Here is a 25538-nt window from a genome sequence, read left to right as displayed (position 1 = left end):
GGCCCTCCTTGCCGCACTCCGGCACAGAGGGCCTGGCAGATGAGCCCTCCACTGGCACCTCGCGACGAACGGCTGATCGACGATCTGCCGCCCGTGCCGCTGCTCAGTCTCGGCAGTCATCTGGCGATCAACTACCAGCCGGGCAATCAGCGCATGGTCAGCGACCATCAGCACCGCGCCGGCCTGTCGTTTCTTTATGGGGACGCGCGCATCCACGGCAAGCGCGACGGCGAACGTGTCCGCCATCTGGTCGGCAACGAGCTGCAGCTGATCGCACGCCATCCTCAGGCCGAACAGGCACTGCGCAGACAACTTGAACAGTTGGGCTTCCGGCCGGCGCTGCGCCAGAGCCTGGCGCTGCCGAAGGAGTCGGCGGAGATGTTCCAGCTGCCCGGGGAAGATGCCTGGCTCAGGTTCGTTCAGGAGCAACTGCCCGAACTGCGCCGACAAGGCTGGCAGATCGATATCCATCCCGGCTTCGCCTACGACCTGACCGCCATCGACAGCTGGTACGCGCAGATCGACGAGTCAGCTGATGACGACTGGTTCGATCTCGATCTAGGCATCATCGTCAACGGGCAGCGCATCGGCATGCTACCGGTCCTGTTGCGGCTGATCCGCCAGAACCCTCAACTGCTCAGCCCTCGCGCCATCGCGCTGCGTAGCGATGAGGAGCAGCTGCGCGTGCAACTGGACCGGCCGGGACAACACGACAAGCAGGCGCTGCAGGTGACGCTGCCGCTGGGGCGCATCAAGCCGATTCTGGCGACCCTCGGTGAACTCTACATGCGCGAACAGATGGATGGGCCATCGCTGCGTATGAGCAAGGCCGACGGCGCGCGTCTGGCTGGGCTCGACAGCCTGGCACTGCAATGGAAAGGCGGTGAACGACTGCGTGAGTTCGCCGGGCGCCTGCGCAACCCTGACATCAAGGCCTGCCCGCCCCCAACCGGGCTCGCTGGCAAACTGCGGCCCTACCAGCAGCAGGGCCTGGTCTGGATGCAGACGCTGCGTGAGCTGGGCGCAGGCGGCATCCTCGGCGACGACATGGGGCTGGGCAAGACACTGCAGAGCCTTGCCCACATCCTCGCCGAAAAGCAGGCAGGACGGCTCGATCGTCCGGCGCTGGTGGTGATGCCGACCAGCCTGATTCCCAACTGGCAGGACGAGGCCAGCCGTTTCGCCCCGCAGCTACGGGTATTGACGCTCAAGGGCAGCACCCGGCAGAAACACTTCGGCGAACTTGGCGAGCACGATCTACTGCTGACCAGCTATGCGCTGCTGACGCGCGACATAGCCGCACTGCGTGAGCAGCCGCTGCACCTACTCATTCTCGACGAGGCGCAGCACATCAAGAACCCGTCCGGCAAAGCGGCCCAGGCCGTACGCGAAATGCAGACCCGGCAGCGCCTGTGCCTGACCGGCACGCCGTTGGAGAATCACCTCGGCGAGCTCTGGTCGCTATTCCACTTCCTCATGCCCGGGTGGCTTGGAGACGCCAAAAGCTTCACCCAGGAGTACCGCAATCCGATCGAAAAACACGGCGACGATGCACGACTGGCGCACCTGCGCGCCCGCATTCGGCCGTTCCTGTTGCGGCGCACCAAGGAACAGGTAGCCACTGAGCTGCCGGCCAAGAACGAGTTCGTCCACTGGGTCGAACTGAATGACGTCCAGCGCGAGGTCTACGAGACCTTACGGCTGGCAATGGATCGCAAGGTGCGCGACGAGATCGAGCGCAAGGGACTCGCGCGCAGCCAGATGGTCATCCTCGAGGCGCTGCTCAAGCTGCGTCAGGTCTGCTGCGACCTGCGCCTGCTGAAGGGTGAGTCGGCACGAGCCGCACGCGGCAGCAGCTCCGGCAAGCTCGACAGCCTGCTGGAGATGCTCGACGAGCTGATGAGCGAAGGCCGGCGGGTGCTGCTGTTTTCCCAGTTCACCTCGATGCTGGCGTTGATCGAGCAGGCGCTACACAAGCGCGGCATCGAGTACGTCAAGCTGACGGGTGAGACCGATGATCGACGCACGCCGGTCGAGCGCTTCCAGGCCGGCGAAGTGCCGTTGTTCCTGATCAGCCTGAAGGCCGGTGGCACCGGGCTCAACCTGACGGCGGCGGATACGGTGATCCACTACGATCCCTGGTGGAATCCCGCTGCGGAGAACCAGGCGACCGACCGCGCCTATCGCATCGGCCAGGACAAGCCGGTCTTCGTCTATCGTCTTATTAGCCGCGGCACCGTCGAGGAGCGCATCCGCGAGTTGCAGGCGCGCAAGGCCGAACTCGCGGCCGGTGTACTCGAAGGTGCAGTCGACGGCAGCTTGCAGCTTGGCGAACGCGACATCGACGCCCTGTTCGCACCGCTACCCTGACGCTATGGCGGCATGCAAACTTGTGACACCGGCGAGTGCAGCAGTTTGCTCTTTGCCAGATCATCGCCACCTCGCTTACGTTTCCGTCCCGAGGCGCCCCGCCGCCTCCACGATCACTGGCATCGGTTACAAAAGGAACCGCACCATGAGTCTCTACGAGATCGCCTTTTCCGGCCAACTGCTCCCGGGCGCCAAGCTCGAGCAGGTCGAGGCCAACCTGACCAAGCTGTTCCAGGCCGACGCCCAGCGTATCGCGCTGCTGTTCTCCGGCCGGCGCATCGTGATCAAGCAGAATCTGGACTTCGCCGCGGCCGAAAAATATCGCCAGGCGATGGAGCGTGCCGGCGCGCAGGTAGAACTCAAACCGCTGCCCGTCGATGTGGAGGAAATCGAACTGGCGCCGCCTCCGGCATCGACGGCGACCAGCACGGCCAGCACCGAGAGCAGCGCAGGAAAAACGAGCGACGCCCCGGCCATACTCAAGGTGACGCCGCGTGACGAATACATGGCAGCCTTCGCCGACGTCGAGGCACCGGACTTCGGTATTGCGCCGATCGGCGTCGACCTGCAGGACGCCCGGCCCGAGCCAGAGGCGCCGCGCGTGGACCTTTCTCAGTTCAGCCTTGCCCCGGTGGGCAGCGACATGGGCGAAAAGCCGCGCGACACCACCGCCGTGGTGCCGGATATCTCGCATCTGAAGCTGCAGGACTGACGGGCACCCGTTCGGGAGTGAGCGCCGCAGAGACTCCTCAGGCGCTCAGCTTCAGACCAACCAGCCCAGCCAGCAACAGCAGCACGCTCACCAGCCGCGCGGGCGAGGCGCTTTCGCCGAAGATGAGAATGCCCAGCAGCACGGTACCCAATGCGCCGATACCGACCCAGATGCCGTAGGCGGTACCCACCGGCAGAACCTGCATGGCACGCGCGAGCAGGAAAAAGCTGCCAGCCATGGCCGCTATGGTGAGCACGCTGGGTAGCGGGCGGGTGAAGCCTTCGGAAGCCTTGAGGCCAATGGCCCAACCCACTTCCAGAAGGCCGGCTACGATCAGCATGATCCAGGCCGAATGCATGACGATGACTCCATCAACTGCAGGGCCGTCCCCGCACGATTCGACATGCCAGCGGGTCGTCCCGCGACGGACGCGACCCTAGCACAGCGGCGCACTGTTTTGGACCACTCGCAGCGCACCTTGATCGCTGGCGTGTAGCGGCCTACCCACGAAAGCGCGCACGATCAATCATTGATGTGGTGTTTTGAATCGAGGGATCTGTCGAATGTGATCTCTTTGCGGATGCCGGGCGGTGGATGGATGAAGCGTCATCCACCCTGCGAACCTCGCGTAGGGTGGAAAACTGCGAAGCATTTTCCACCTTGGATGGCGGACAGATGAGCCCCTGCCTACGCCACCTCATGCCCGCGGGCCGCTGCGCTCAGGTAGAACCAGGCGGGGCGGTCCAGCTCCAATTCGACGCCCTGCAGCGCCTCCTCGATCCGTTCCCAGCGCAGGCTGCCGAGGATCGGCAACGGGTGGCCGGGCAATTCCCGAAGCCAGGCCAGCGCCACCTGATTGGCCGTTGCGCCCCGATCCGCGGCGACTTCTTCGAGCGCACTGCGCAGTCGCTCGCCGAAACGCCCACCGGCCATCGGCGCCCAGGCCAGCACTTGCAGACCCGCGGCCTGCAAGGCATGCAAACCGCCGTCCCATACCCCTTGCTGGGCCTGCAGCGAGAGTTCGATCTGGTTGCAGCGCAGCGGCACGCGTTGCGCCAATGCCTGGCAATGCAACACCTCGGCATTCGACAGCCCTACCCAGCCGACCTTGCCGCTGGCGATCAGGTCGTTCAGCGTGTCCGCCACCTCGTCGACCTGCAACAGCGGGTCCGGCCGATGTAGCAGAAAGCCGTCGAGCCGCTCGACACCCAGCCGCGTCAGGCTGCCGTCCACCGCCTGGCGCAGATAGCGGGCGCTGGAGTCGTAGTGCTTGACCCGCCAGCGCGAACAATCCTGTCCGGCCGGTACGATGTCGGCCTTGCCGATGATCTGCAGGCGCTGACGCAGCCCCGGTGCCTGACGCAGGGCCGCGCCGAAGTGCGCCTCGCAGCGCCCGCCGGCATAGATGTCGGCATGGTCGAAACCGTTCAGCCCGCGCTCGACGCAGCGTTTGATGAACGCCAGCAGTGCCTGGGGTTCACCCAGCTCGGGGTATTCCAGCAGGCGCATCATGCCCAGCAACAGCGGCTGGGCGAGCACGGGCGAGGCCATGGCAAGGCTCCGTCAGAAGATGTAATCGGTGGTCAGAAAGCCCGAGCGACGCTCCCGGATGATGGTGTCAACCAGCTGCTTGTTGGCCTCGTTGAAACGGGTCGCCACAAGGGTGCGGATGGAGAACACCCGCAGCGCATCGTGTACCGACAGCGTTCCCTCGGCCGAATTCTTGCGGCCGTTGAACGGATAGCTATCCGGCCCGCGCTGGCACTGGGCATTGATGTTGATGCGACCGACCTGGTTGACGAAGGCATCGACCAGCTCGCCGACCTGCGCCGGATCGTTGCCGAAGATCGACAGCTGCTGGCCGTAGTCGGAGGCAGTCACATAGTCGATTACTTCCTGCAGGTCGCGGTACGGCACTACGGGCACCAGCGGGCCGAACTGCTCTTCGTGATAGACACGCATGGACGAATCAACCGGGCTCAGCACCGCCGGATGAAAGAAGGTCTGGTGCGACTCGCCGCCGCCGGCATTGATCACCCGCGCACCCTTGGCCACGGCGTCTTCGAGCACGGCATGCAGATAATCGGTCTTGCCCGGCTCGGGCAGCGGCGTCAGCGCCACGCCCGGCTCCCAGGGCATGCCCGGCTTGAGCGCGTTGACCCGCGCAGCGAAGCGTTCGAGGAAACCATCGAGCACCGCCTCATGCACGAAGAGGATCTTCAGCGCTGTGCAGCGCTGGCCGTTGAACGACAGCGCGCCGGTCACCGCCTCTTCCACGGCGTTATCCAGATCGACATCCGGCAGGACGATGCCCGGGTTCTTCGCATCCAGCCCCAGCGCAGCACGCAGGCGGTGCGGACGCGGGTGCAGTTTCTTCAGATCGGCGGCGCCCTTGTGCGTGCCGATAAAGGCGAACACGTCGATCTTGCCGCTGGCCATCAGTGCGCTGACCGTCTCGCGACCACGGCCGTAGATAACGTTGATGACGCCGGCCGGGAAGCTGTCGCGGAAGGCTTCGAGCAGCGGATGTACCAGCAGCACGCCGAACTTGGCCGGTTTGAACACCACCGTGTTGCCCATGATCAGCGCCGGGATCAGCGTGGTGAAGGTTTCGTTCAGCGGGTAGTTGTACGGGCCCATGCACAGCGCCACTCCCATCGGCACGCGGCGGATCTGGCCGAGCGTGCCCTGCTCCAGCTCGAAACGGCTGGAGCTGCGGTCCAGCTCCTTCAGCGCATGAATGGTGTCGACGATGTAGTCGCAGGTGCGATCGAACTCCTTTTCGGAATCCTTGAGGTTCTTGCCGATCTCCCACATCAGCAATTTGACCACCGCCTCGCGCTGCTCGCGCATACGCGCCAGGAAGGCCTCGACATGGGCGATACGCTCGGCCACACGCATGGTCGGCCAGGCCCCGCGGCCGTAGTCATAGGCGGCAACGGCGGCGTCCAGCGCACGCAGCGCGGCGTCGGTATCCAGCAGTGGCGTGCTACCGAGGACCACCTGACGCTCATTGCCATCGGCCTCGCGCAGGAACACCGGGCTGCGAACTTCAGCCAGCGGGCCGTCCCAGTGCATCAACTCGCCATCGACCAGATAGTCGCGCTGCGTCACCGGTGCGTCCGGCCGATAGGCTTCGGGAATCTCATCCAGACGGGGGAAAAGCTCGGAAAGCGGGCGCGCGTTGCTCATGCAACCTCCAGGTAGCGAGAAGATGGTGAAAGAGGCGGCGGACCTTCGCCCGCCGCAGGGGATGGGACTGTTACAGCTCGCGCTGCTCGGCACGCTCGGCGCGCAGGTCGAAGTCACGTGGCAGCTCGGCCGGTGCACTGTCCAGCGCCTGCAGGGCCTGGCGCGTAGCACTTTCGATGGCGGCCCAGTCGCCGGCACGCACGGCCTTGGCGTCGACCATCCAGGTGCCGCCGACGCACATCACATTGGCCAGACTCAGGTAATCCCGCGCATTGCGCGCATTGACACCGCCAGTCGGGCAGAAGCGGATGTCACCGAACGGCCCGCCCAGTGCCTTGAGTGCTGCCACGCCGCCACAGATCTCGGCCGGGAACAGCTTGAAGCGGCGATAGCCCATGGCGTAGCCGAGCATGATTTCCGAGGCGCTGGCGACGCCTGGCAGCAGCGGCAGCGGACCCTGCAAGGCGGCTTCGAGCAGCGCCGGGGTGCTGCCGGGCGAGACGATGAACTGCGCCCCGGCGGCCTCGGCCTGCTCGAGCATGTTGGCGTCGAGCACGGTGCCGGCGCCGACGATCAGCTCCGGGCGCTGCTCGCGCAGCAGGCGAATCGCGCCCAGGCCCAGCGCCGATCGCAGGGTGATTTCCAGCACGCGCAGGCCACCGGCGGCCAGAGCATCGGCCAACGGCAGGATGTCCGCCTCACGCTCGATGGTGATCACCGGCAGGATGCGCGCAGCGCTGCACCACTGGTCGATCAGGGCGATCTTGTCGGTCATGGCGTCGGCGCTGGTTTGGATAGATGTCATGGAAAATTCCTTGCGGCCTCAGGGGCACCAGTAGATTTCGAGGGGACGGGCGAGGAATGCGCGGATCGGCATCGCTTCGTAGGGCTCGCCAGCCAGCGCCTGATTGAGCGTGGCCAGCTTGCCGCGACCGTGCAGGGCGAGCAGCGTCAGCCGCGCGCTGGCCAGCAACGCCAGGCTCATGCTCAAACGCTGGCGCGGCACAGTCGGCGCCTGCATCGGCAGGCAACGCCGCGTACCACGCGGGTCGAGCGCCTGCTGCAGATTCGGGCTATCGGGGAACAGCGAGGCGGTGTGGCCGTCCTCGCCCATGCCCAGCACCAATACGTCAATCGGCGGCAGCTCGGCCAATACGGCATCGGCGCGGTCGGCGGCCAGTTCGAGGCTTGCCGCGCTCTGATACAGGCCAACCAGACGCGCCGCAGCGGCCGGGCCCTGCAACAGATGGCGGCGCAACAGGCCTTCGTTGCTGTCGGGATGGCTGACCGGCACCCAGCGCTCATCAGCGAGGCTGACGGTGACCTTGGCCCAATCCAGTTGCTGCTGCGCCAGCCGCTCGAAGAAGGCGATCGGGCTGCGGCCGCCGGAAACCACCAGCGTCGCCGCGCCACGTTCGGCAATCGCGCTGCGCAGCGCGTTGCTCACGGTCAGCGCCAGTTCGCCGGCCAGCTGCTCGGCGTCACCAAGGCTGAAACCCAGGGTCTGCACCGGCAGATCGAGATTAGAGATCGTCATACCAACTCCTGCCATCACGGCTGATCAGGGCAATCGAGGCAGCCGGTCCCCAGCTGCCTGCTGCGTAAGGTTTGGGTGGGGCGCCGACGCGCTGCCAGCCGTCGATCAGCTGGTCGCACCACTTCCAGGCGTATTCGATTTCGTCCTTGCGCACGAAGAGGTTCTGGTTGCCCTTCATCACTTCCAGCAACAGCCGCTCGTAGGCGTCGGGGATGCGGGGGCTCTTGTAGGTTTCCGAGAAATTCAGCTGCAGCGGGCCGCTGCGCAGCTGCATGCCCTTGTCCAGGCCCTGGTCCTTGGTCATCACCAGCAGCGAGATGCCCTCCTGCGGCTGCAGGCGGATGATCAGTTTGTTGCCGATAAGCTGGCGCTGTTCCGGGGCAAAGATGTAGTGCGGCGGCGCCTTGAAGTGGATAACGATCTGCGACAGCTTCTGCGGCATGCGCTTGCCGGTACGCAGGTAGAACGGCACGCCCGCCCAGCGCCAGTTACAGATTTCCGCCCGCAGCGCGACGAAGGTTTCGGTGTCGCTCTGGGTGTTGGAGTTTTCTTCCTCCAGATAGCCCGGCACGTGGCGGCCGAGGATGCTGCCGGCGACGTACTGGCCGCGCACCAGCTGCTGACCAAGATGCTCCGGCGCAATCGGCGCCAGCGCCTTGAGCACCTTGACCTTCTCGTCGCGGATGCTGTCGGCCGAGAGGTCACTGGGCGGGTCCATGGCGATCAGGCAGAGCAGCTGCAACAGGTGGTTCTGGATCATGTCGCGCAGCTGGCCGGCCTGGTCGAAGTAGCCCCAGCGGCCTTCGATGCCGACGGTTTCGGCAACGGTGATCTCCACGTGGGAGATGTGATTCTGGTTCCACTGGGTTTCGAACAGGCTGTTGGCGAAACGCAGGGCGATCAGGTTCTGCACCGTGTCCTTGCCCAGGTAATGATCGATGCGGTAGGTGCGGTCTTCCGGGAAGAAGCGCGCCACCGCTTCGTTCACTTCGCGGGACGACTCCAGGTCGTGGCCGATGGGCTTTTCCAGCACTACGCGGGTGCGCTCGGCCAGGCCCGCCTCGGCCAGCCCGGCGCAGATCGCGCCGTAGACAGATGCCGGCGTGGCAAAGAAGGCGACGATGCTATCCGCGTTGCCGGCCTTGTCCGCCAGCGCGGCGAAATCCTCGGCGCGGCGGAAATCCATGCTCAGGTAGTCCAGGCGCGCCATGAAGCGCTGAAGCACGGCTTCATCGAGGTCGCGTTCGCCGACGTGGCGGCGCAGATGTTCTTCGATCAACGCCAGATGGCTTGCCGCCTCGCCGCTCTCGCGAGCCAGCGCGAGCAGGCGCGTTTCGGTTGGCAGCAGACCGGCGCGATCGAGCTGATAGAGCGCGGGAAACAGCTTGCGCAGGGCCAGATCACCGAGGGCGCCGAACAGCGCCAGGGTGCAGGGTTCGACAGATAGTGGCGTCATGATGTTTGTTCTTCTACTAAAACTGCACTATGAATACACTGCGATGCCCTGTTATTCAAGTTCAATGTAGTAATAAAAACAACATTTGCCGCAAATTTAGATACCTGTGGCCGCTCCGCACCGCCCTCAGTAGGATAGGCCACCCCATTGGCAAGCCGCATCAGGACCGACATGGACCGCGTACACAACCTGCTCGAGCAGATTCAGCGCCGCATCGAAGACCTCAACAAGGCCGAGCGCAAGGTCGCCGAGGTGATCCTGCGCAACCCGCAGCAGGCCACCCGCTTCAGCATCGCCACCCTGGCGCAGACCGCGCAGGTCAGCGAGCCGACAGTGAATCGCTTCTGTCGCTCGTTCGGCGTCAGCGGCTACCCGGAACTGAAGATGCAACTGGCGCAGAGCCTGGCCAGCGGCGCCGCCTATGTCAGCCAGGCGGTGGAGCCCGACGACGGCCCGGCGGAATACACGCGCAAGATTTTCGGCTCGGCCATCGCCTCGCTGGATAGCGCCTGCCAGAGCCTCGATCCGCAGCTGGTCAGCCGCGCCGTCGACCTGATGATCCAGGCCCGGCAGATCCACTTCTTCGGCCTCGGTGCCTCAGCCTCGGTGGCACTGGATGCGCAGCACAAATTCTTCCGCTTCAACCTGGCGGTCACCGCGCATTCGGACGTGCTGATGCAGCGCATGCTGGCCTCGGTGGCGCATACCGGCGAGCTGTTCGTGATCATTTCCTACACCGGGCGCACCCGCGAACTGGTGGAGGTGGCACGTATCGCACGACAGAACGGCGCCTCGGTACTCGGCCTGACCGCCGCCGGCTCGCCACTGGCGCAGGCCTGCACGCTGAGCCTGAACATCCCGCTGCCCGAGGACACCGACATCTACATGCCGATGACCTCGCGCATCATCCAGCTCACCGTGCTCGACGTGCTCGCCACCGGCATGACCCTGCGCCGCGGCGTGGATTTCCAGCCGCACCTCCGCAAGGTGAAGGAAAGCCTCAATGCCAGCCGTTATCCGGCGGACGAAGAGCCGAGCTAAGGCAATCGCGCCGGCATGAGAAGGGGATGTTGCTATAACAACATCCGGCCGCCACATATCCGAAAAAGCACCCGATCAGCGTGCCAGCGCCTGTTCCAGCGCCACACCGGCGCCCTCCAGCCCCGGATAGTCAGCGGTGACCAGCCACACCGGCACATCGCCGAGATAGCCGCTCATGGAACCCTTGCTGGCGAAGCCTCGGGCGAAACCGCTGGCCGCGAAAAAATCGGCGAAACGCGGCACCACACCACCGACGATATACACCCCACCGCGCGCGCCGAGCGTGAGCACGTTGTTGCCGGCGACCCGCCCGAGCCACACGCAGAACTGCTCCAGGGTCGCCACCGCGACATGATCGCCAGCCAGCGCAGCCGCCGTGACCTCAGCCGGCGACACCAGTCGCGGCATCAAACCGGCCAGGGCACAGACCGCACGATAGAGCAGCAACAGGCCGCCACCACTGAGCACGTCTTCCGCGCGCACATGGCCAAGCTGGGCGAAGAGCATCTGCCACAGCGCCGCCTCGTGAGCATCCGCCACGGGCAGATCGACGTGTCCACCCTCCCCCGGCAGAGCACGCCAATTACCGCCACCCAAGGGCAGCAACGCGGCGACGCCAAGCCCGGTGCCCGGCCCGATAACCAGGGCCGGCGCATCGGGCTCGGCCTCACCAGCACAGATCATGCGCCGCCCCGTCTCGCTTACCCGCGTCATGCCTAGCGCCATCGCGGCGAAGTCATTGATCAGCAGCAGCTCGTCCAGCTGCAGGGCGCCGCAGAAGTCGCTTCGCGTCAGCCGCCAGTGATTGTTGGTGAACGTGAATTGCTCGCCTTTGACCGGCCCGGCGCAGGCCAAACAGGCTGCCTCGACGCTGCCCGGCGCCAGGCCGAGGGATGCCAGGTAATACTCAACCGCCATTTCGGGCGTGGCGAAATCCGCCGCCGCCAGCACCCGTACCGACTCCAGCCGCGAGTCGCGCCACAGCGCGAAGCGCGCATTGGTGCCGCCGATATCGCCGACCAGCGCCAGCCTCATCGCAGCGCCTCCAGCCCAGCAGTGAACACGCTGGCGCCCTGCTCAGCGGAGCTGAACGCCGAGCGCATAAAGCCAAACAGCTCGCGCCCGCAGCCCTGCACACCCACAGGCGGCGCAGCAGCCGGCGACCGATCGGCCAGCTCGGCGGCATCGACCAGCACCTCGAGCACACCGTTCTGCCCATCCACACGCAGCAGATCGCCGTCGCGCACGCGCGCTAACGGGCCGCCATCGATTGCCTCCGGGCACACATGAATCGCCGCCGGCACCTTGCCCGACGCACCGGACATGCGCCCGTCGGTGACCAGCGCGACCTTGAAACCGCGGTCCTGCAACAGACCAAGATAAGGCGTCAGCTTGTGCAACTCGGGCATGCCGTTGGCGCGCGGCCCCTGGAAGCGCACCACCGCAACGACGTCGCGCTCCAGCTCGCCCGCCTTGAAGGCCTCGACCAACTCCAGCTGATCGGCAAAGACCCGCGCCGGCGCTTCCACGACACGGTGCTCGGGCGCCACGGCGGACACCTTCATCACCCCGCGACCGAGATTGCCGCTCATCACCCGCAGCCCGCCTTCAGCCGAGAACGGCCGCGCAACCGGCCGCAGGATGCTTTCGTCCAGGCTCGCCGCAGCGCCTTCACGCCAGGTCAATCGACCGCCTTCGAGGAAGGGCTCCTGGGTATAGCGACTGAGGCCACGACCCATCACGGTATGCACATCCTCATGCAGCAGGCCGGCATCGAGCAGCTCGCGCACCAGCAGCGCGACGCCGCCCGCGGCATGGAAGTGATTGATGTCGGCTGAGCCATTGGGATAGACCCGCGCCAGCGTCGGCACCACTGCGGAAAGGTCGGCCATGTCCTGCCAGGTCAGCTGGATGCCCGCCGCCTGGGCGATGGCCGGCATGTGCAGGGTGTGATTGGTCGAGCCGCCGGTGGCATGCAGCGCGACGATGGCGTTGACCAATACGCGCTCGTCGACGAGCTCACCGAGCGGCGTGAAGCTGCCGCCCTGTGGCGTCAGTCGAGTGACCTGCCGCGCGGCCTCGGCGGTCAGCGCATCGCGCAATGGCGTGCCCGGGTTGACGAAGGAAGAGCCCGGCAAGTGCAGGCCCATGACCTCCATCAGCATCTGGTTGGTGTTGGCGGTGCCGTAGAAGGTACAGGTACCGGGACTGTGATAGGCCTGCATTTCCGCCGCCAGCAGCTCGTCGCGACCTGCCTTGCCTTCGGCGTAGCGCTGGCGCACCGCGGCCTTGTCCTTGTTGGCCAGGCCGGACGGCATCGGCCCGGCCGGCACGAACACAGCGGGCAGATGCCCGAAGCGCAGCGCACCGATCAGCAAACCGGGAACGATCTTGTCGCAGATGCCGAGCAGCAGCGCCCCATCGAACAGGTTGTGCGACAGCGCCACCGCGGTGCTCATGGCGATCACCTCGCGACTGGCGATGGCCAGCTCCATGCCCGGCTCGCCCTGGGTGACGCCGTCACACATCGCCGGCACACCGCCGGCCACCTGCCCCACCGAGCCGATATCGCGCAGCGCGTGGCGCAGGCGCTCGGGGTAGTCCTCATAGGGCTGATGCGCCGAGAGCATGTCGTTGTAGGCCGTGACGATGGCGATGTTGGCCGCATCCGGCAGCCGCAGGCGCTGCTTGTCCTGCGCGCCGCAACCGGCAACGCCATGGGCGAAGTTCGCGCATTGCGCGCCGTTGCGGGCAGGCCCGGCACTGGCAGCGCCGCGAACCATGGCGAGATAGGCTTCGCGCGTAGGCCGGCTACGCTTGATCAGGCGCTGGGTGACTTCGACCACTACGGGATGCATGAAAACCTCCTGATTTGTAGTTTTTATAAACAATCAGGCGGCATCATAACGACGAGCGGGACGATTTCGAAGAAATATGTTTGTTTAAACAACAAAATAACACCACGCTCAACGACGTAGCAGTTCTAGCTGACGACGTAGCTGGGCGGCTTGCGCCTTTTCCGCCCGCAGCCCGGAAGTCAACTCAGCCTTGTCCTGCTCCAGGCGCACGATCACCTGACCAAGGCCATCCAGCAGTTCGCGCAGCACTTCCAGTTCTCGGCATTGGCTCTGCCGGCCCATCCATAGCAGCCAGAGCAGTACCAGTAGCACCATCACGCCGCACAGCGAGGTGCCGATCAGCAGCCAGGCGAGGCTCATTGCACTCATCGTTTCGCTCCTTTGCTTGCGGCGCAATGCCGCTTCCAGAGGCTCAACGATATGTAGCTTATGACGACAGGTCGATAATGTTTACTTGCACAGGTAAACATTTGCAGCAGGTCATTGCCGCCATCTGCTAGTGAAGGACGGCTATGGACCACGCAGGCCGCCCGGCGATGTGCCAGCATGACGCAGCGCCACTGCGACCACCTGTCGTGATTCGTTACAGGTCGACAGAGGATTACTCGCCGACGTCCACCGGTCGCCGCACATCGTCGTCATGGCCAGGGTCGCGATGTTCCAGCTGCAGGAACAATGCGGCAGCGAGCATCGCCATACCGCCGACGCAGAGAAACGTCAGCTGAAATGCCCGCAGCACCTCGCTGCCCTGCGCGTCGTCCACGGTAAAGCCTCCCAGCAGCGCACCGGCGGTGGCGACGCCAAGGCTCATTGATAGCTGCACCACCACCGACAGCAGGCTATTGCCGCTACTGGCGTCGGCATGGCTAAGGCCGACCAGGGTGACGGTGTTCATCGCGGTGAACTGCATCGAGTTGACCATGCCGATCAGGCCCAGATGCACCAGCAGCAGCCACGTCGGCGTTTGTCCATCGATGGTCGCCAGGCTGGCGATCAGGCAGCCGAGCAGCAGCGTGTTGCCGATCAGCAGACGGCGATAACCGAGACGATCGATGATCGGCTTGGCCAGGGATTTGACCGCCATCGCACCCAAGGCCAGCGGAATCATGCTCATCCCGGCCTGCGCCGGCGAATAGCCAAGCGCCACCTGCAGCAGCAATGGCAACAGGAACGGCAGCGCGCCACCACCCAGCCGGGCAAACAGGTTGCCGAAGATGCCCACCGCAAAGCTGCGCGTATGGAACAGCTTAGGGCTGAACAGCGGCGCATCGATGCGCCCGGCGCGCAGCCAGTAGGCCGCCATGCACGCTGCGCCGCCGAACAGCAGCAGCATCACCCGGGCATGCGACATGTGCATCTGGCCGAGCCCCTCCAGCGCGATGGTGACCAGCACCATCGCTGCGCCGAACAGCAGGAAGCCGAGCGTATCGAAGCGCACCCGCTCGGGCCCTTTGAGATCGGGCATGAAGCGCAGCGCGGCGATGCAGCCAATCACGCCCACCGGCAGATTGATCAGGAAGATCCAGTGCCAGGAGGCGTACTCCACCAGCCAGCCACCCAGGGTTGGCCCGAGCAACGGGCCGACCAGTCCTGGCAGTGCGATAAAGGCCATGATCCGCACGAAGTCGCTGCGCGGAAATGCCCGCAGCACCACCAGCCGCCCCACCGGCAGCATCAGCGCTCCGCCCAGCGCCTGCAGCACGCGGGAAGCCACCAGCTGGTTGAAGCTGGTCGACAACGCGCACAACAGCGAGCCCACGGAAAACAGCACGATGGCGGTCACGAAGATGCGCCGGCTACCGAAGCGGTCAGCAATCCAGCCGGATGCCGGAATCAGCAACGCCACTGTGAGCATGTACGCGATCACAACGCCCTGCATACGCAGCGGGTTTTCCGCCAGATCGCGCGCCATGGCGGGCAGCGCGGTATTGAGAATGGTGCCGTCCAGCGTCTGCATGAAGAAGGCGATGGCCACCAGCCACGGCAAAATTCGCGCGGTACGGGCGTCGAGTGAGACGGGCGGTTGCATGAAGTCCCCGGATACGAAAGGTGCACCATCTTAGAGGATTCGTTCGGCGCCGGTTCGGGTCGCTGCTCCCCGCACACCCACACCAAGCGCCACTGTGACGACCTGTCGCAGTTAGCCTGCAGCGCCCGCAAATAGCCATCTGCAGCGGCATACAGCCTTGCATTCAGACACCGGTAACAAAATATTTCTTGGGAAATTGACGCGAATCATTATCATTCGGAAGCGCAAGTGCAATCTTCGCTCCGTCCTTTCTGTTTCCGGAGAATTCCCAATGCGCATCCCCGCCACACTGGCCATCACCACCCTGCTGCTCACCCCGCTCGCCCAGGCGAAGGAATAGCCCATCGGCGAACCGCAGCAGTGCGGCGGCATGGAGGTCGGCGCGGTGTATCTGCAGCCGGTCGAAATGGACCCACCGGGCATGATGCGTGCCGCGGCCGAGTCCGACGTGCATCTCGAGGCCGATATCAGCGCCACCGAAGACAACCGCAACGGCTGGCAGGAAGGCAGCTTCGTGCCATATCTGAGCATCCACTACACGCTGCGCAAGAAGGGTTCCGACGAAGTCGTCGAAGGCGATTTCCATCCGATGGTGGCAAACGACGGCCCGCACTACGGTGACAACGTCAAGCTGCTCGGCCCAGGCAAGTACCAGTTGACCTACAAGATCCTGCCGCCAGGCTCGGGGCACAACATGTTCGGTCGCCACACCGACAAGGAAACCGGCGTCGCCCCCTGGTTCGAAGGCTGCGAGCTGACGTACGAGTTCACCTACGCCGGCATCGGCAAGAAAGGGGGCTACTGATGCGTCGCGCCGGGCAATCGCTGCTCGGCGTGCTGCCGATACTGGTCGGGCTCGCGAGCCCGGCGCAGGCCGCGCTGCCGACGTACGAGCTGACCATACGTGACGGCCACTTCGAGCCAGCGACCATCGAAGTCCCTGCCCGCCAGCGCTTCAAGATCATCGTGCACAACGCCGGCAGCGGGCCGACCGAGTTCGAGAGCACCCCGCTACGCGTCGAGAAGGTGCTGTCACCCGGGGTGACCTCCTTCGTCGTGATCCACCCACTGAAGCCGGGCCGCTATCCATTCTTCGACGAATTCCATATGGATCTTCCCGAAGGCGAGATCGTCGCCAAGTAGTTGCTTTTCTGAGGAGAGTCCCATGGGCCAATCCATGTTCATCGTCTGGCGCGAAAGCGTCGAGGCCCTGCTGGTCATCGGCATCCTGCATGCCTGGCTGCGCCAGCAACCAGGCGCGGGCAATGCGCTGCGCATGCTCTGGGCCGGTGTCGCCGCCGGTCTCGGTCTGGCCGCTGCGCTGGGCTGGGGGGTATTGCATGCCGGCGACTGGCTGGCGGGCAGCGGTGGCGAATGGTTCCAGTGCGCGATGCTGCTGGTAGCCAGCCTGCTGATCCTGCACATGGTCGGCTGGATGCATCAGCATGGCCGCACGCTGAAGACCAGCCTGCAGAACAGCGCCGCGGAAAAGCTCAGCCAGGGCAGCGGCATCGGCCTGTTGCTGCTGGCCATGCTCGCCGTGGGCCGTGAAGGCAGCGAGACAGTGGTGTTCCTCTACGGCATCGGTAACCAGCAGGCGGGTATGGACCTCACCCGCTTCGTCATCGGCGGTGTACTCGGTTTCGTCCTCGCAGTGCTCAGTTATGCAGCCCTGCAGGCCGGCAGCCGCTACTTCAGCTGGCGGCGTTTTTTCCAGGTCAGCGAAGTGATGTTGCTGCTGCTCGGCGGCGCATTGCTGATGGCCGCGCTGGATCGCTTCAGCGGCCAGCTGATGGGTATGGACGTACCGGAAGTGCTGTACACGGTGTTCGGCGATCCGCTCTGGGATACCTCGTCCCTGCTGGATGATGGCGGCGCGCTCGGCGGCACCCTGGCCGGCCTCACCGGCTATCGCGCCATGCCTTCGCTGGCCGCCACGGTAGTTCTGGGCCTTTACTGGCTCGCCGCGTGGACATGGCTCAAACCGCGGGCACAGGTGCAGCTCGCTGCGAGGCCAGCATGATCACCCAGGCGCCGTGGCTGGCGCGACTCGGTGACCTGCTGCGCCAGCATGCGAAAGCCATTCGCACGCTGCAATGGCTGGTGGTGGGGTTCTACCTGACGCTGCTGGTGATCCCCGCCTTTCTTGATCTGCCGCCGGCCCAGGCCGGCATGCTCGATAACCTGACGGTACTGGCGCAGTTCATCTTCTGGGGCCTGTGGTGGCCCTTCGTGCTGCTGTCGATGATCTTCTTCGGTCGCCTGTGGTGCGGCGTGCTCTGCCCCGAAGGCTCGCTCAGCGAATGGATCAGCTGGCGCGGGCTGAACAAACGCACGCCGCGCTGGGTGCGCTGGAGCGGCTGGCCGACCATCGCCTTCATCCTCACCACCGTCTACGGCCAGCTGATCAGCGTCTATGACTATGCCCAGGCGGCACTGCTGATCCTCGGCGGCTCCACCGTCGCGGCGATGCTGGTGGGCTTTCTCTACGGCCGCGGCAAGCGGGTCTGGTGCCGCCATCTGTGCCCGGTCAGCGGCGTGTTCGCCCTGCTCGCCCGCTTGGCGCCGGTGCACTACAAGGTCGACGAACAGCGCTGGCTGGAAAATCGTGAACCGCACCTGCCGACGCCCAACTGCGCCCCGCTTATCGACATCCGCCGCATGCAGGGCAATGCCGATTGCCATGCCTGTGGCCGATGCAGCAGCCAGCGCGGTGCAGTGCAGCTGAGCGCCCGTTCGCCCAATTCGGAAATTCTTATCGTCGGCGGCCAGCAGCAAAGCGATCACTGGGACAGCACGCTGTTGCTGTTCGGCATGATCGGCCTGGCCATGGGCGCCTTCCAGTGGACGGTCAGTCCCTGGTTCATCACCCTCAAGCAGGCCGCCGCGGAATGGCTGGTGGATAGCGACATCATCTGGCCGCTGGAAGCCAACGCGCCTTGGTGGCTGCTGACCCACTATCCGCAGGCCAACGATGCCTTCACCTGGCTCGATGGCGCCGTGATCCTCACCTACATCTTCGGTGCCTCGTTGCTCGTCGGCGGTGCGTTGTGGCTACTGCTGCGCGCCGCCGTGCGGGTAATGCGCCGTGGCGACAATGTGTTCCAGCACCTCGCATTGGCACTGGTGCCGCTGGGTGGCGCCGGGCTGTTTCTCGGCCTGTCCGCCACCACGGTCAAGCTGCTGCGCTACGAGGGCTTGCTACTGGCCTGGGCGCAACCGGCTCGCGCCGCGCTGCTGATCGGTGCCGTACTCTGGAGTCTTTACCTGGCCTGGAACGTCATCAGCCGTCACGGCGGCAACGGCCTGCGCCGGCTGCTGGCGTTCGCCTGCGTCAACGCCGGCTGCGCGCTGGTGGGCTATGGCTGGTGGCTGCAGTTCTGGGGCTGGAGCTGAGGTCGATGAGGCATTGAGTGGGCCGTCCGCTGCGGCCCACATAGACCTAACCGCGCAGGACGAACGAAGGGAACAGCTGGCCCAGCCTTTCCCACAGCTGTTGCTGATCGTAGGGTGCTCGGCTCTCGGCGAGGCTGTCGTCGAGCATCCGCGCGGTGCGCACGCACTGCACGGCGAAGCGTTCGACACCCAGTCGGCGCAGGCGCTGGGCCATGTCCCACAGCGCATCGGCGTCGAACAGCTGCCAGTGCACGGTGGTCCGGCACTCATGCTCGACGTCACTTTGCAGCAGGTGTTCGAGACTCTTCCAGTTGGCCTTGCCGCTGCCATCCACGCCGGTGATCGCGCTACTGTGCTCGGGTAGCGCCTTGATGTCGAAACCGACCCAATCCACCAGCGGCAGGATGTTGGCGAACAGCTTCGGCTTGATGCCGGCGCTGTGCAGGCCGACCTTGTAGCCCAGCGCCCGCACCTGGGCGATGGCCTCGGGCAGCGCGGTCTGCAGGGTCGGCTCGCCACCGCTGAACACCACCGCCTCGAGCAAGCCGACGCGCTGTTCGAGAAAGGCGAGAATCTCCGGCCAGGGCTTTTCCTCACTGCCGGAGGCGGGGATCAGCTGCGGGTTGTGGCAGTAGCGGCAGCGCCAGCCGCAACCCTGGCAGAACAGCACGCAGGCCAGATGGTCTGGGAAATCCAGCGTGGTCAGGGGGACCAGCCCCCCGACGCGAAGTGCTGCGGTCACCGCGCCGCTGCTTCGGTGAAATGCAGACGCTCGCGATGCTCGGACTGCTTGCCCGGATTGAATGCGGTAACCGGGCGGTGATAGCCCATCACGCGGGTCCAGACTTCGCAACGTTGGCGCTGGTCCTGGGGCAGTTGGCTGGGTGGGTTCATGGTGACGCTCCTTTTGCTTAGGGTTGATTATGCGGCGCCGCACCTATTGGAGCGGCGTGACACGGGATCGCAGATCAGACCGCCAGGGCCGCTTCGGCTTGCTGCTTGTGCAGCAGCGCCTCATCGCACTTCGGGCAGAACTCGTGCTCGCCAGCGAGATAACCGTGCACCGGGCAGATCGAGAAGGTGGGCGTTACCGTCAGGTACGGCAGGCGGTAGCGCGACAGCGCATTGCGTACCAGCTTCTTGCAGGCCTCGGCCGAGGAAATCTGCTCGGCCATGTACAGGTGCAGCACGGTGCCGCCGGTGTACTTGCACTGCAGCTCGTCCTGCAGCTCCAAGGCCTCGAAGGGGTCGTCGGTGAAGCCGACCGGCAGTTGCGAGGAGTTGGTGTAGTACGGCGCCTCGGCCGAACCCGCCTGGAGGATGTCGGGGAAGCGCTTGCGGTCTTCCTTGGCGAAACGATAGGTGGTGCCTTCGGCCGGCGTCGCCTCGAGGTTGTAGAGGTGCCCGGTGTTTTCCTGGAACTGCACCAGCCGCGCCCGCACGTGGTCGAGCACCTCGATCGCCAGCGCGCGACCGGCAGCGGTCTGCAGCCCCTCGGTGTCGTCGGTGAAATTGCGCACCATCTCGTGCAGACCGTTCACCCCGATGGTGGAGAAGTGATTGCGCAGTGTGCCCAGATAACGCTTGGTGTAGGGGTAGAGCCCGGCATCCATATGGTGCTGGATGACCTTGCGCTTGACCTCCAGACTCTGCCGCGCCATGTCCAGCAGCGCATCCAATTGCTCGAGCAGCGCCGCCTTGTCACCGCGCAAGAGATAGCCCAGGCGTGCACAGTTCACCGTCACCACGCCCAGCGAACCGGTCTGCTCGGCAGAACCGAACAGCCCGCCACCGCGCTTGAGCAGCTCGCGCACGTCCAGCTGCAGGCGGCAGCACATCGAACGCACCTGGTTCGGCTGCATGTCCGAATTGAGGAAGTTCTGGAAGTACGGCAGCCCGTAGCGCGCGGTCATCTCGAACAGGCGCTCGGCGTTCTCGCTGTCCCAGGGAAAATCGTGGGTGATGTTGTAGGTCGGGATCGGGAAGGTGAAAACCCGGCCGAGGCCGTCACCGGCCTGCATCACTTCTATATAGGCACGGTTGATCAGCTCCATCTCGGCCTGCAGCTCGCCGTAGGCGAAGGGCATCTCCTCGCCGCCGATGTAGGGGATTTGCTCGCGCAGATCTTCCGGGCAGACCCAGTCGAAGGTCAGGTTGGTGAACGGGGTCTGCGTGCCCCAGCGCGACGGCACGTTGAGGTTGTAGATGAACTCCTGAATGGCCTGGCGGATTTCGGCGAAGCCAAGGTTGTCCTTGCGCACGAACGGTGCAAGGTAGGTATCGAAGCTGCTGAATGCCTGCGCGCCGGCCCACTCGTTCTGCAGCGTGCCGAGAAAATTGACCATCTGCCCCAGCGCGCTGGACAGATGCTTGGGCGGGCTGGCCTCAACCCGCCCCGGAATCCCGTTGAAGCCCTCATTGAGCAGGGTCCGCAGTGACCAGCCAGCGCAATAGCCGGCGAGCATGTCCAGGTCATGGATATGCAGATCACCTTCGCGATGCGCCGTGCCGATCTCCGGGCTGTAGACCTCGTCCAGCCAGTAGTTGGCGGTGACCTTGCCAGACACGTTGAGGATCAGCCCGCCGAGTGAGTAGCCCTGGTTGGCGTTAGCGCGCACCCGCCAGTCTTCGCGGGAGAGGTATTCGTTCATCGAGGCGGCGACCTCGACCACCACCTTGCGATCTCGGCGCAGACGCGCATGGCGTTCGCGGTAGACAATGTAGGCCCGGGCGGTATCGAAGTAGCCGGCTGCCATCAGGGCACGCTCGACGCCGTCCTGCACCTGCTCCACCTCCACCGCCGTGCGATGGGCCAGTTGCTGACGAACGGCCTGGGCCAATGCCTGCGCCACTGCCAACTCGAACTCGCCGGTCGCCGCGCCCGCCGCCGCGATGGCGCGCTCGATCTTGTCCACTTCGAACGCCGCCAGTCGGCCATCGCGCTTGCGCAGTGAAACCGGTTTCGCCACCTCTGCCTGCCTGGGCATCAACGCCTCCATAACCATATGTAGTGAATTTATTCGCAAGAAACACAATATGGTGTGACTTTAGAGGTGGAACCTCATTACCGAATTGATCATCGTCAAGCACAGGCAAGTGATCGCCCGACGGCGCCGACGGCTCATGGCCGACACTCTTGTCCGTGATCAAGGAAGCGGCGGACACCGGACTCCTAGGATGCAGGCTGATAAACCCGGTTCAATCCGGGGGAGGACACATGCTCACTGAAAAAACCCTGGTCGCGGAATTGCGCCGCCACCATCTGTTCAGCCGACTGCCCGAGGCGGCGTTACAGGAGGTGTGCACCTCTGCCAACCTGAAGCGCCTGCCTGCGGGGGCCTCGCTGTTTCATCAGGGCGATAAGGCCGACCGCTTCTATTTCCTCTTCAGCGGCCAGATCAAGCTGCACCGCGTAGTCTGCGACGGGCAGGAGAAGCTGGTGGAAGTGATGCGTGCCGGTGAATCGTTCGCCGAAGCGCTGTTGTTCAAGGGCACGCCGAGCTATCCGGTCAGCGCCACCGCGCTAAAGGCCAGCCTGGTGGCGAGCCTGAACGGGCCGCATTACCGGCGAATTCTCGAGCAGCACCCGGATATCTGCCTAGACATCCTCGCCACCCTGAGCATTCGTCTGCACCAGCGTATGACCGAGATCGACACCCTCACCCTGGCCAACGCCAGCCATCGCGTGGTGCGCTTTCTCGCGCAATCGCAGCAGGACGACAGCGGCGTGGTGGTGCTCGATGTGCCGAAACGCTTGATCGCGTCGAAACTGGGCATTCAGCCGGAAACCTTCTCGCGCATCCTGCATCGGCTGATCGACGCCGGAACCATATCGGTCCAGCGGCGACGCATCGAGATTCTCGACAACCGCAAGCTCGCCGCCTATGACGAGTGACCTGCGGCAGAACGCCCCAGTGTTCTTGATTGCTGTCAAAGCCAGTCGCCGGCGCGCCTTGGAAAATGACCCGCGCCACGCCACCGTCAGGAAAACGCGATGATCACCACAACGCCTGCGCCCCTGGTCTATTCATGCTCCGGTTGTTCGAATGTCGCGCAGCTGGCCAACACCCTGGCGGTGCGTCTCGATCGCGCCGGGCTGGCGGAAATGTCCTGCATCGCCGGCGTCGGCGGGCGCGTTGCAGCGCTGGTGAAGAAAGCCAACTCCGGCCGCCCCATTCTCGCCATCGACGGCTGCCCGATGCATTGCGCCCGCGCCTGCCTCGCGCAGCACGGCGTGACACCCGACGTGCACATCACCCTCAGCAGCTACGGCTTGCGCAAGCGCTATCGGGAAGACTGCAGCGAGGAGGAGATCAGCGCGCTGTTCGATGACATGAAAGACATTATCGCCAGTGACCGGATGCAGTTGCGCACGGCCTGAAACCCACGGACTGAGCGTGTCGCTGGAATCGCGGAACAGTTCGTTCCAGCGGGTAGCGCGCCCTGCGCCCCCCGCACTGCTGCGCCGCGCCGGGGCGGTCCGCCAGCCTGAGCCTTGCAGGCGCAGGCAGTTTGCGACGGCTGCGGGCGGAACAATCGGTCAGGCTCTGGCCGCCTGTGCCCGGCCGGCCGCCGCCACCTCCTCGCCGGCACCCTGCAGCAGTTTCCACAGCCAGCTCGGCAGCGTGTCGGGGTCGAGACTGTCGATCAGATTCTTGATCGCCAGGCCCAGCTCGGTATCACCCTCGATAACCAGCCGGCGGCGGAAGAACAGCGTATCCGGGTCTTCCTGACGGCTGGCCAACAGCAGGAACTCGCGCCAGTTGCCGCGAATGGTCACCTCCACCGGTGCCTGCGCCGCAATGCGCAGCTGCTCGCGCTCGCAGGTCAGGCACCAGGCAAGGCCGAGGTCGGCGACTTCGAGCTTCATCCAGTGGCCGTCAAGCACGTCAAAGGCGCCGTCGCTCAGTGCTTCGGCGAATACCTGATTGAGGCTGCGCTCCAGCGCAAGGCGCTGGAGCAGGAATGGCGTCTTGGCCGCAAGCGGCAACAGCCGCCCGCCGAGATTCACCAGATGGGCACGTGGATTCAGCATAATCCGGCCTCCTCGGCGCGCAGCATGCCCGGCTGGCCATGCCAATACCCATTGCAACCGTCCACCGCCAGCGGCGGCAGCGCGCCCTTGCGCACCGCATCGAAGGCAGCGACCACCTCGTCCATACCGGCAGCGCGCGGGCTCAGGCGCAGCAGATCGGCACCGCTGTCGACCAGACCCGCGTAGTCGGCGAGCAGGTTGCTGACCGCTGCAGACATGGTCTGGATACCGTTGATCGTGAACAGCGCCTCACCCTCCTGGCTCAGCAGCGGAATGCCCTCGGGATAGTTCTGGCAGCAGAACTGGCAGTCGTCCTTCGGCCGGTTCTCGGCACGGGCGGTGAAGCAGCGCGCCGAATAGGCCAGTGGCAGATGACCATAGGCGAATATCTCGATTTCCGGCAGTGCCACGCCCAGCTCCTGCAGTTGCGCGCGGGCACTCTTGATCAGCTTGCCGGAGGCTTCCACCGGCGGCACCCAGCGGGTCATGCCGCTGGCCACCAGCTCGGCCAGGGCGTGGCCGTTGTATAGGTTCAGCGCCGGGCCGCCAACGAAGGGCAGCTTGCGCTCGGACATCAGCTGCACCGCGCCCATGTCATTGGCTTCCACCAGCAGCTCGCCGTTGTCACACAGGCGGCGCAGGCTGGATAGCTCGGAAGCGGCTTCGACCAGGGTCAGGCCGGACAGCACCAGCTGCGCCGAGGAGGCTTCAGCCAGATCGCGGGCCAGACCAAGCCAGTCGTCGAGCATCAGCGCGCGGCGCTTGGAGCAAACGGTTTCGCCGAGGTAGATAACATCCAGCGGCTGGCTGGCCATGTTGGCGTAGAAGTCCAGCGTCTGCTGGCGATCCCAGTAGAACAGCACCGGGCCCAGAGACAGTTTCATGGGTGACTCCTCGTTCATTGCCAGGCCCGATGGTAGGCACCCAGGGTGGTTTGCGAGCCTTCGGAGAGACCGTCCAGCACCTGCCGCCAGCCGGGTTCGACCGCGTAGCGCTGCGGCGCCTTGAGATAGCTGTCCAGCGCCGCGCGCCAGACCCGAGTGACCTGCTCGACATAGGCCGGGCTGCGCTGGCGGCCCTCGATCTTCATCGCGGTGTCGCCGATGGCGGAAAGCTCGGGGATCAGATCCAGGGTGTTCAGGCTGGTGGGTTCTTCGAGCGCGTGGAAGCGCTGACCATTGACCATGAAGCGCCCTTTGCACAGCGTCGGGTAACCAGCCGATTCGCCTTCGGCGTAGCGGTCGATGAGCACGTTGTTGAGGCGCGAGGTCAGCCCTTCCGGCTCCTCGCTCCAGCGCACCGCCTTGGCCGGCGAGCAGACGCCACAGAGATTGGGTGATTCGCCGGTAAGGTACGAAGACAGATGGCAACGACCCTCGGCCATGATGCACAGGCTGCCAAACGCGAATACTTCGATCGGCACCGGGCTGCTCGCCGCGACCTGCTTGACCTGCTTGAGCGAAAGCACCCGCGGCAGCACAGCGCGGCTGATTCCGTAGCGCTGCTGATAGAAGCCCAGCGCGGCGGCATTGGTAGCCGACCCCTGCACCGACAGATGCAGATTGAGTTTGGGATGGCGCTTGCTGGCATAGCCGAGCACGCCGGGGTCGGCCGCGATCAGCGCATCCACGCCCATGTCGGCGGCCTGATCCACGGCGCGCTGCCAGCGATTCCAGCCGTCCGGCTGGGCATAGGTGTTGACGGCGATATACAGCTGCCGGCCCTTCTCGCGGATCAGCTGCAGACCCTTGTCGAGCTGCTTTTCATCGAGATTGAGGCCAGCGAAATGGCGAGCGTTGGTGTCGTCGCGAAATCCGACATAGATGGCATCGGCGCCCTGCTGGACGGCGACCTTGAGCGCGGGCAGGCTTCCTGCCGGGCAGACCAGGTGCATGACAACTCCTAGACATTC

At 64.9% G+C, this 25538-nt stretch carries 24 protein-coding genes and 1 pseudogene; 9 read left to right on the top strand and 16 right to left on the bottom strand.

Annotated features, from left to right (window positions below):
• Positions 1–39: 39 nt before the first annotated feature.
• Both RT582_RS03600 and RT582_RS03595 read left to right on the top strand, forming a co-directional pair.
• Positions 40–2370, top strand: a complete 2331-nt coding sequence (locus tag RT582_RS03600) for a DEAD/DEAH box helicase (protein WP_102832567.1) — start codon at positions 40–42, stop codon at positions 2368–2370.
• A gap of 145 nt (positions 2371–2515) precedes the next feature.
• Positions 2516–3082 (top strand): hypothetical protein, encoded by a 567-nt coding sequence (locus RT582_RS03595; RefSeq protein ID WP_102832568.1) that lies wholly within the window; start codon positions 2516–2518, stop codon positions 3080–3082.
• Between the two features lie 37 nt (positions 3083–3119).
• On the opposite strand, the gene sugE is transcribed toward RT582_RS03595, so the two are convergent.
• The 6 genes from sugE to zwf form a co-directional block, all read right to left on the bottom strand.
• Positions 3120–3440, bottom strand: a complete 321-nt coding sequence (gene sugE / locus RT582_RS03590) for a quaternary ammonium compound efflux SMR transporter SugE (RefSeq protein ID WP_014820923.1) — start codon at positions 3438–3440, stop codon at positions 3120–3122.
• 329 nt (positions 3441–3769) lie between these two features.
• Complete coding sequence (locus RT582_RS03585) at positions 3770–4633, bottom strand: aldo/keto reductase (RefSeq protein ID WP_102832569.1); 864 nt, start codon at positions 4631–4633, stop codon at positions 3770–3772.
• A 12-nt stretch (positions 4634–4645) separates the two neighbouring features.
• Entirely contained in the window at positions 4646–6274 is a 1629-nt protein-coding gene (locus RT582_RS03580; RefSeq protein ID WP_102832570.1) for an NADP-dependent glyceraldehyde-3-phosphate dehydrogenase, read from the bottom strand.
• A gap of 70 nt (positions 6275–6344) precedes the next feature.
• On the bottom strand, positions 6345–7079 hold the full coding sequence (locus RT582_RS03575) for a bifunctional 4-hydroxy-2-oxoglutarate aldolase/2-dehydro-3-deoxy-phosphogluconate aldolase (RefSeq protein ID WP_102832571.1): 735 nt from the start codon (positions 7077–7079) through the stop codon (positions 6345–6347).
• An 18-nt stretch (positions 7080–7097) separates the two neighbouring features.
• Positions 7098–7811, bottom strand: a complete 714-nt coding sequence (pgl, locus tag RT582_RS03570) for a 6-phosphogluconolactonase (RefSeq protein ID WP_102832572.1) — start codon at positions 7809–7811, stop codon at positions 7098–7100.
• Positions 7798–9267 carry a glucose-6-phosphate dehydrogenase gene (gene zwf / locus RT582_RS03565; protein WP_102832573.1) on the bottom strand — a complete coding sequence of 490 codons (1470 nt, stop codon included), beginning with the start codon at positions 9265–9267 and terminating at the stop codon, positions 7798–7800. Before zwf ends, pgl begins: the two co-directional genes overlap by 14 nt.
• A 171-nt stretch (positions 9268–9438) precedes the next feature.
• On the opposite strand from zwf, the gene RT582_RS03560 reads away from it, so the two are divergent.
• Entirely contained in the window at positions 9439–10308 is an 870-nt protein-coding gene (locus RT582_RS03560) for a MurR/RpiR family transcriptional regulator (RefSeq protein WP_102832574.1), read from the top strand.
• 75 nt (positions 10309–10383) lie between these two features.
• Here RT582_RS03560 and RT582_RS03555 read toward each other — a convergent pair whose 3' ends face one another.
• The 4 genes from RT582_RS03555 to mdtD all read right to left on the bottom strand — a co-directional run bounded on the left by RT582_RS03555 (position 10384) and on the right by mdtD (position 15195).
• Positions 10384–11343 carry a glucokinase gene (locus RT582_RS03555; RefSeq protein ID WP_041014498.1) on the bottom strand — a complete coding sequence of 320 codons (960 nt, stop codon included), beginning with the start codon at positions 11341–11343 and terminating at the stop codon, positions 10384–10386.
• Complete coding sequence (gene edd, locus RT582_RS03550; protein WP_041014499.1) at positions 11340–13166, bottom strand: phosphogluconate dehydratase; 1827 nt, start codon at positions 13164–13166, stop codon at positions 11340–11342. The genes RT582_RS03555 and edd overlap by 4 nt, the downstream gene beginning before the upstream one ends.
• 108 nt (positions 13167–13274) lie before the next feature.
• Positions 13275–13535, bottom strand: coding sequence for a hypothetical protein (locus tag RT582_RS03545; RefSeq protein WP_003299674.1), 261 nt, complete (start codon positions 13533–13535; stop codon positions 13275–13277).
• Between the two features lie 232 nt (positions 13536–13767).
• Entirely contained in the window at positions 13768–15195 is a 1428-nt protein-coding gene (mdtD, locus tag RT582_RS03540) for a multidrug transporter subunit MdtD (RefSeq protein WP_041014500.1), read from the bottom strand.
• A gap of 271 nt (positions 15196–15466) precedes the next feature.
• On the opposite strand from mdtD, the pseudogene RT582_RS03535 reads away from it, so the two are divergent.
• The 4 genes and pseudogenes from RT582_RS03535 (at position 15467) to RT582_RS03520 (ending at position 18591) form a co-directional block, all read left to right on the top strand.
• Positions 15467–16000, top strand: a pseudogene (locus tag RT582_RS03535) (iron transporter).
• A complete protein-coding gene (locus tag RT582_RS03530; RefSeq protein ID WP_041014501.1) occupies positions 16000–16338 on the top strand; it encodes a cupredoxin domain-containing protein in 339 nt (112 codons plus the stop codon). The pseudogene RT582_RS03535 and the gene RT582_RS03530 overlap by 1 nt, the downstream one beginning before the upstream one ends.
• A 22-nt stretch (positions 16339–16360) precedes the next feature.
• Complete coding sequence (locus RT582_RS03525) at positions 16361–17218, top strand: FTR1 family iron permease (protein ID WP_313476564.1); 858 nt, start codon at positions 16361–16363, stop codon at positions 17216–17218.
• Complete coding sequence (locus tag RT582_RS03520; RefSeq protein WP_313476563.1) at positions 17215–18591, top strand: 4Fe-4S binding protein; 1377 nt, start codon at positions 17215–17217, stop codon at positions 18589–18591. The genes RT582_RS03525 and RT582_RS03520 overlap by 4 nt, the downstream gene beginning before the upstream one ends.
• Positions 18592–18637: 46 nt before the next feature.
• On the opposite strand, the gene RT582_RS03515 is transcribed toward RT582_RS03520, so the two are convergent.
• The 3 genes from RT582_RS03515 to RT582_RS03505 all read right to left on the bottom strand — a co-directional run bounded on the left by RT582_RS03515 (position 18638) and on the right by RT582_RS03505 (position 21578).
• Positions 18638–19333 carry an anaerobic ribonucleoside-triphosphate reductase activating protein gene (locus RT582_RS03515; protein ID WP_313476562.1) on the bottom strand — a complete coding sequence of 232 codons (696 nt, stop codon included), beginning with the start codon at positions 19331–19333 and terminating at the stop codon, positions 18638–18640.
• Positions 19330–19485, bottom strand: a complete 156-nt coding sequence (nrdD, locus tag RT582_RS03510; protein ID WP_041014505.1) for an anaerobic ribonucleoside-triphosphate reductase — start codon at positions 19483–19485, stop codon at positions 19330–19332. The genes RT582_RS03515 and nrdD overlap by 4 nt, the downstream gene beginning before the upstream one ends.
• Positions 19486–19559: 74 nt before the next feature.
• Positions 19560–21578, bottom strand: a complete 2019-nt coding sequence (locus RT582_RS03505) for a ribonucleoside triphosphate reductase (RefSeq protein ID WP_041014506.1) — start codon at positions 21576–21578, stop codon at positions 19560–19562.
• Between the two features lie 230 nt (positions 21579–21808).
• Between RT582_RS03505 and RT582_RS03500 the strand changes: the two genes are divergently transcribed.
• Together RT582_RS03500 and RT582_RS03495 are read left to right on the top strand one after the other, a co-directional pair.
• Positions 21809–22486 carry a Crp/Fnr family transcriptional regulator gene (locus tag RT582_RS03500; RefSeq protein ID WP_003299686.1) on the top strand — a complete coding sequence of 226 codons (678 nt, stop codon included), beginning with the start codon at positions 21809–21811 and terminating at the stop codon, positions 22484–22486.
• 99 nt (positions 22487–22585) lie between these two features.
• Positions 22586–22972, top strand: a complete 387-nt coding sequence (locus RT582_RS03495; RefSeq protein ID WP_003299688.1) for a putative zinc-binding protein — start codon at positions 22586–22588, stop codon at positions 22970–22972.
• 159 nt (positions 22973–23131) lie between these two features.
• Here RT582_RS03495 and ubiT read toward each other — a convergent pair whose 3' ends face one another.
• The 3 genes from ubiT to ubiU are packed head-to-tail and all read right to left on the bottom strand — an operon-like array spanning position 23132 to position 25520.
• A complete protein-coding gene (ubiT, locus tag RT582_RS03490) occupies positions 23132–23626 on the bottom strand; it encodes a ubiquinone anaerobic biosynthesis accessory factor UbiT (RefSeq protein ID WP_003279700.1) in 495 nt (164 codons plus the stop codon).
• A complete protein-coding gene (locus tag RT582_RS03485; protein ID WP_041014507.1) occupies positions 23620–24510 on the bottom strand; it encodes a U32 family peptidase in 891 nt (296 codons plus the stop codon). Before RT582_RS03485 ends, ubiT begins: the two co-directional genes overlap by 7 nt.
• Before the next feature lie 14 nt (positions 24511–24524).
• Positions 24525–25520: a ubiquinone anaerobic biosynthesis protein UbiU gene (ubiU, locus tag RT582_RS03480; RefSeq protein WP_313476559.1), complete on the bottom strand. Its 996-nt coding sequence runs from the start codon at positions 25518–25520 to the stop codon at positions 24525–24527.
• Positions 25521–25538: the final 18 nt, after the last annotated feature.

This window comes from Stutzerimonas kunmingensis, assembly GCF_032106285.1.
GTDB classification, from domain to species: domain Bacteria; phylum Pseudomonadota; class Gammaproteobacteria; order Pseudomonadales; family Pseudomonadaceae; genus Stutzerimonas; species Stutzerimonas kunmingensis_B.
This window is presented reverse-complemented; position numbering and strand designations above follow the sequence as displayed.

Bases quoted from the DNA above. Each gene is read 5' to 3' on its own strand.
- RT582_RS03500 (WP_003299686.1), top strand. From the start codon at position 21,809: ATGCTCACTGAAAAAACCCTGGTCGCGGAATTGCGCCGCCACCATCTG.
- RT582_RS03495 (WP_003299688.1), top strand. From the start codon at position 22,586: ATGATCACCACAACGCCTGCGCCCCTGGTCTATTCATGCTCCGGTTGT.
- mdtD (WP_041014500.1), bottom strand. From the start codon at position 15,195: ATGCAACCGCCCGTCTCACTCGACGCCCGTACCGCGCGAATTTTGCCG.
- RT582_RS03560 (WP_102832574.1), top strand. From the start codon at position 9,439: ATGGACCGCGTACACAACCTGCTCGAGCAGATTCAGCGCCGCATCGAA.
- RT582_RS03600 (WP_102832567.1), top strand. From the start codon at position 40: ATGAGCCCTCCACTGGCACCTCGCGACGAACGGCTGATCGACGATCTG.
- RT582_RS03530 (WP_041014501.1), top strand. From the start codon at position 16,000: ATGCGTCGCGCCGGGCAATCGCTGCTCGGCGTGCTGCCGATACTGGTC.
- RT582_RS03595 (WP_102832568.1), top strand. From the start codon at position 2,516: ATGAGTCTCTACGAGATCGCCTTTTCCGGCCAACTGCTCCCGGGCGCC.
- RT582_RS03575 (WP_102832571.1), bottom strand. From the start codon at position 7,079: ATGACATCTATCCAAACCAGCGCCGACGCCATGACCGACAAGATCGCC.
- pgl (WP_102832572.1), bottom strand. From the start codon at position 7,811: ATGACGATCTCTAATCTCGATCTGCCGGTGCAGACCCTGGGTTTCAGC.
- RT582_RS03580 (WP_102832570.1), bottom strand. From the start codon at position 6,274: ATGAGCAACGCGCGCCCGCTTTCCGAGCTTTTCCCCCGTCTGGATGAG.
- ubiT (WP_003279700.1), bottom strand. From the start codon at position 23,626: ATGCTGAATCCACGTGCCCATCTGGTGAATCTCGGCGGGCGGCTGTTG.
- zwf (WP_102832573.1), bottom strand. From the start codon at position 9,267: ATGACGCCACTATCTGTCGAACCCTGCACCCTGGCGCTGTTCGGCGCC.
- nrdD (WP_041014505.1), bottom strand. From the start codon at position 19,485: ATGAACCCACCCAGCCAACTGCCCCAGGACCAGCGCCAACGTTGCGAA.
- RT582_RS03485 (WP_041014507.1), bottom strand. From the start codon at position 24,510: ATGAAACTGTCTCTGGGCCCGGTGCTGTTCTACTGGGATCGCCAGCAG.
- RT582_RS03505 (WP_041014506.1), bottom strand. From the start codon at position 21,578: ATGCCCAGGCAGGCAGAGGTGGCGAAACCGGTTTCACTGCGCAAGCGC.
- RT582_RS03520 (WP_313476563.1), top strand. From the start codon at position 17,215: ATGATCACCCAGGCGCCGTGGCTGGCGCGACTCGGTGACCTGCTGCGC.
- ubiU (WP_313476559.1), bottom strand. From the start codon at position 25,520: ATGCACCTGGTCTGCCCGGCAGGAAGCCTGCCCGCGCTCAAGGTCGCC.
- RT582_RS03585 (WP_102832569.1), bottom strand. From the start codon at position 4,633: ATGGCCTCGCCCGTGCTCGCCCAGCCGCTGTTGCTGGGCATGATGCGC.
- RT582_RS03525 (WP_313476564.1), top strand. From the start codon at position 16,361: ATGGGCCAATCCATGTTCATCGTCTGGCGCGAAAGCGTCGAGGCCCTG.
- RT582_RS03545 (WP_003299674.1), bottom strand. From the start codon at position 13,535: ATGAGTGCAATGAGCCTCGCCTGGCTGCTGATCGGCACCTCGCTGTGC.
- edd (WP_041014499.1), bottom strand. From the start codon at position 13,166: ATGCATCCCGTAGTGGTCGAAGTCACCCAGCGCCTGATCAAGCGTAGC.
- RT582_RS03555 (WP_041014498.1), bottom strand. From the start codon at position 11,343: ATGAGGCTGGCGCTGGTCGGCGATATCGGCGGCACCAATGCGCGCTTC.
- sugE (WP_014820923.1), bottom strand. From the start codon at position 3,440: ATGCATTCGGCCTGGATCATGCTGATCGTAGCCGGCCTTCTGGAAGTG.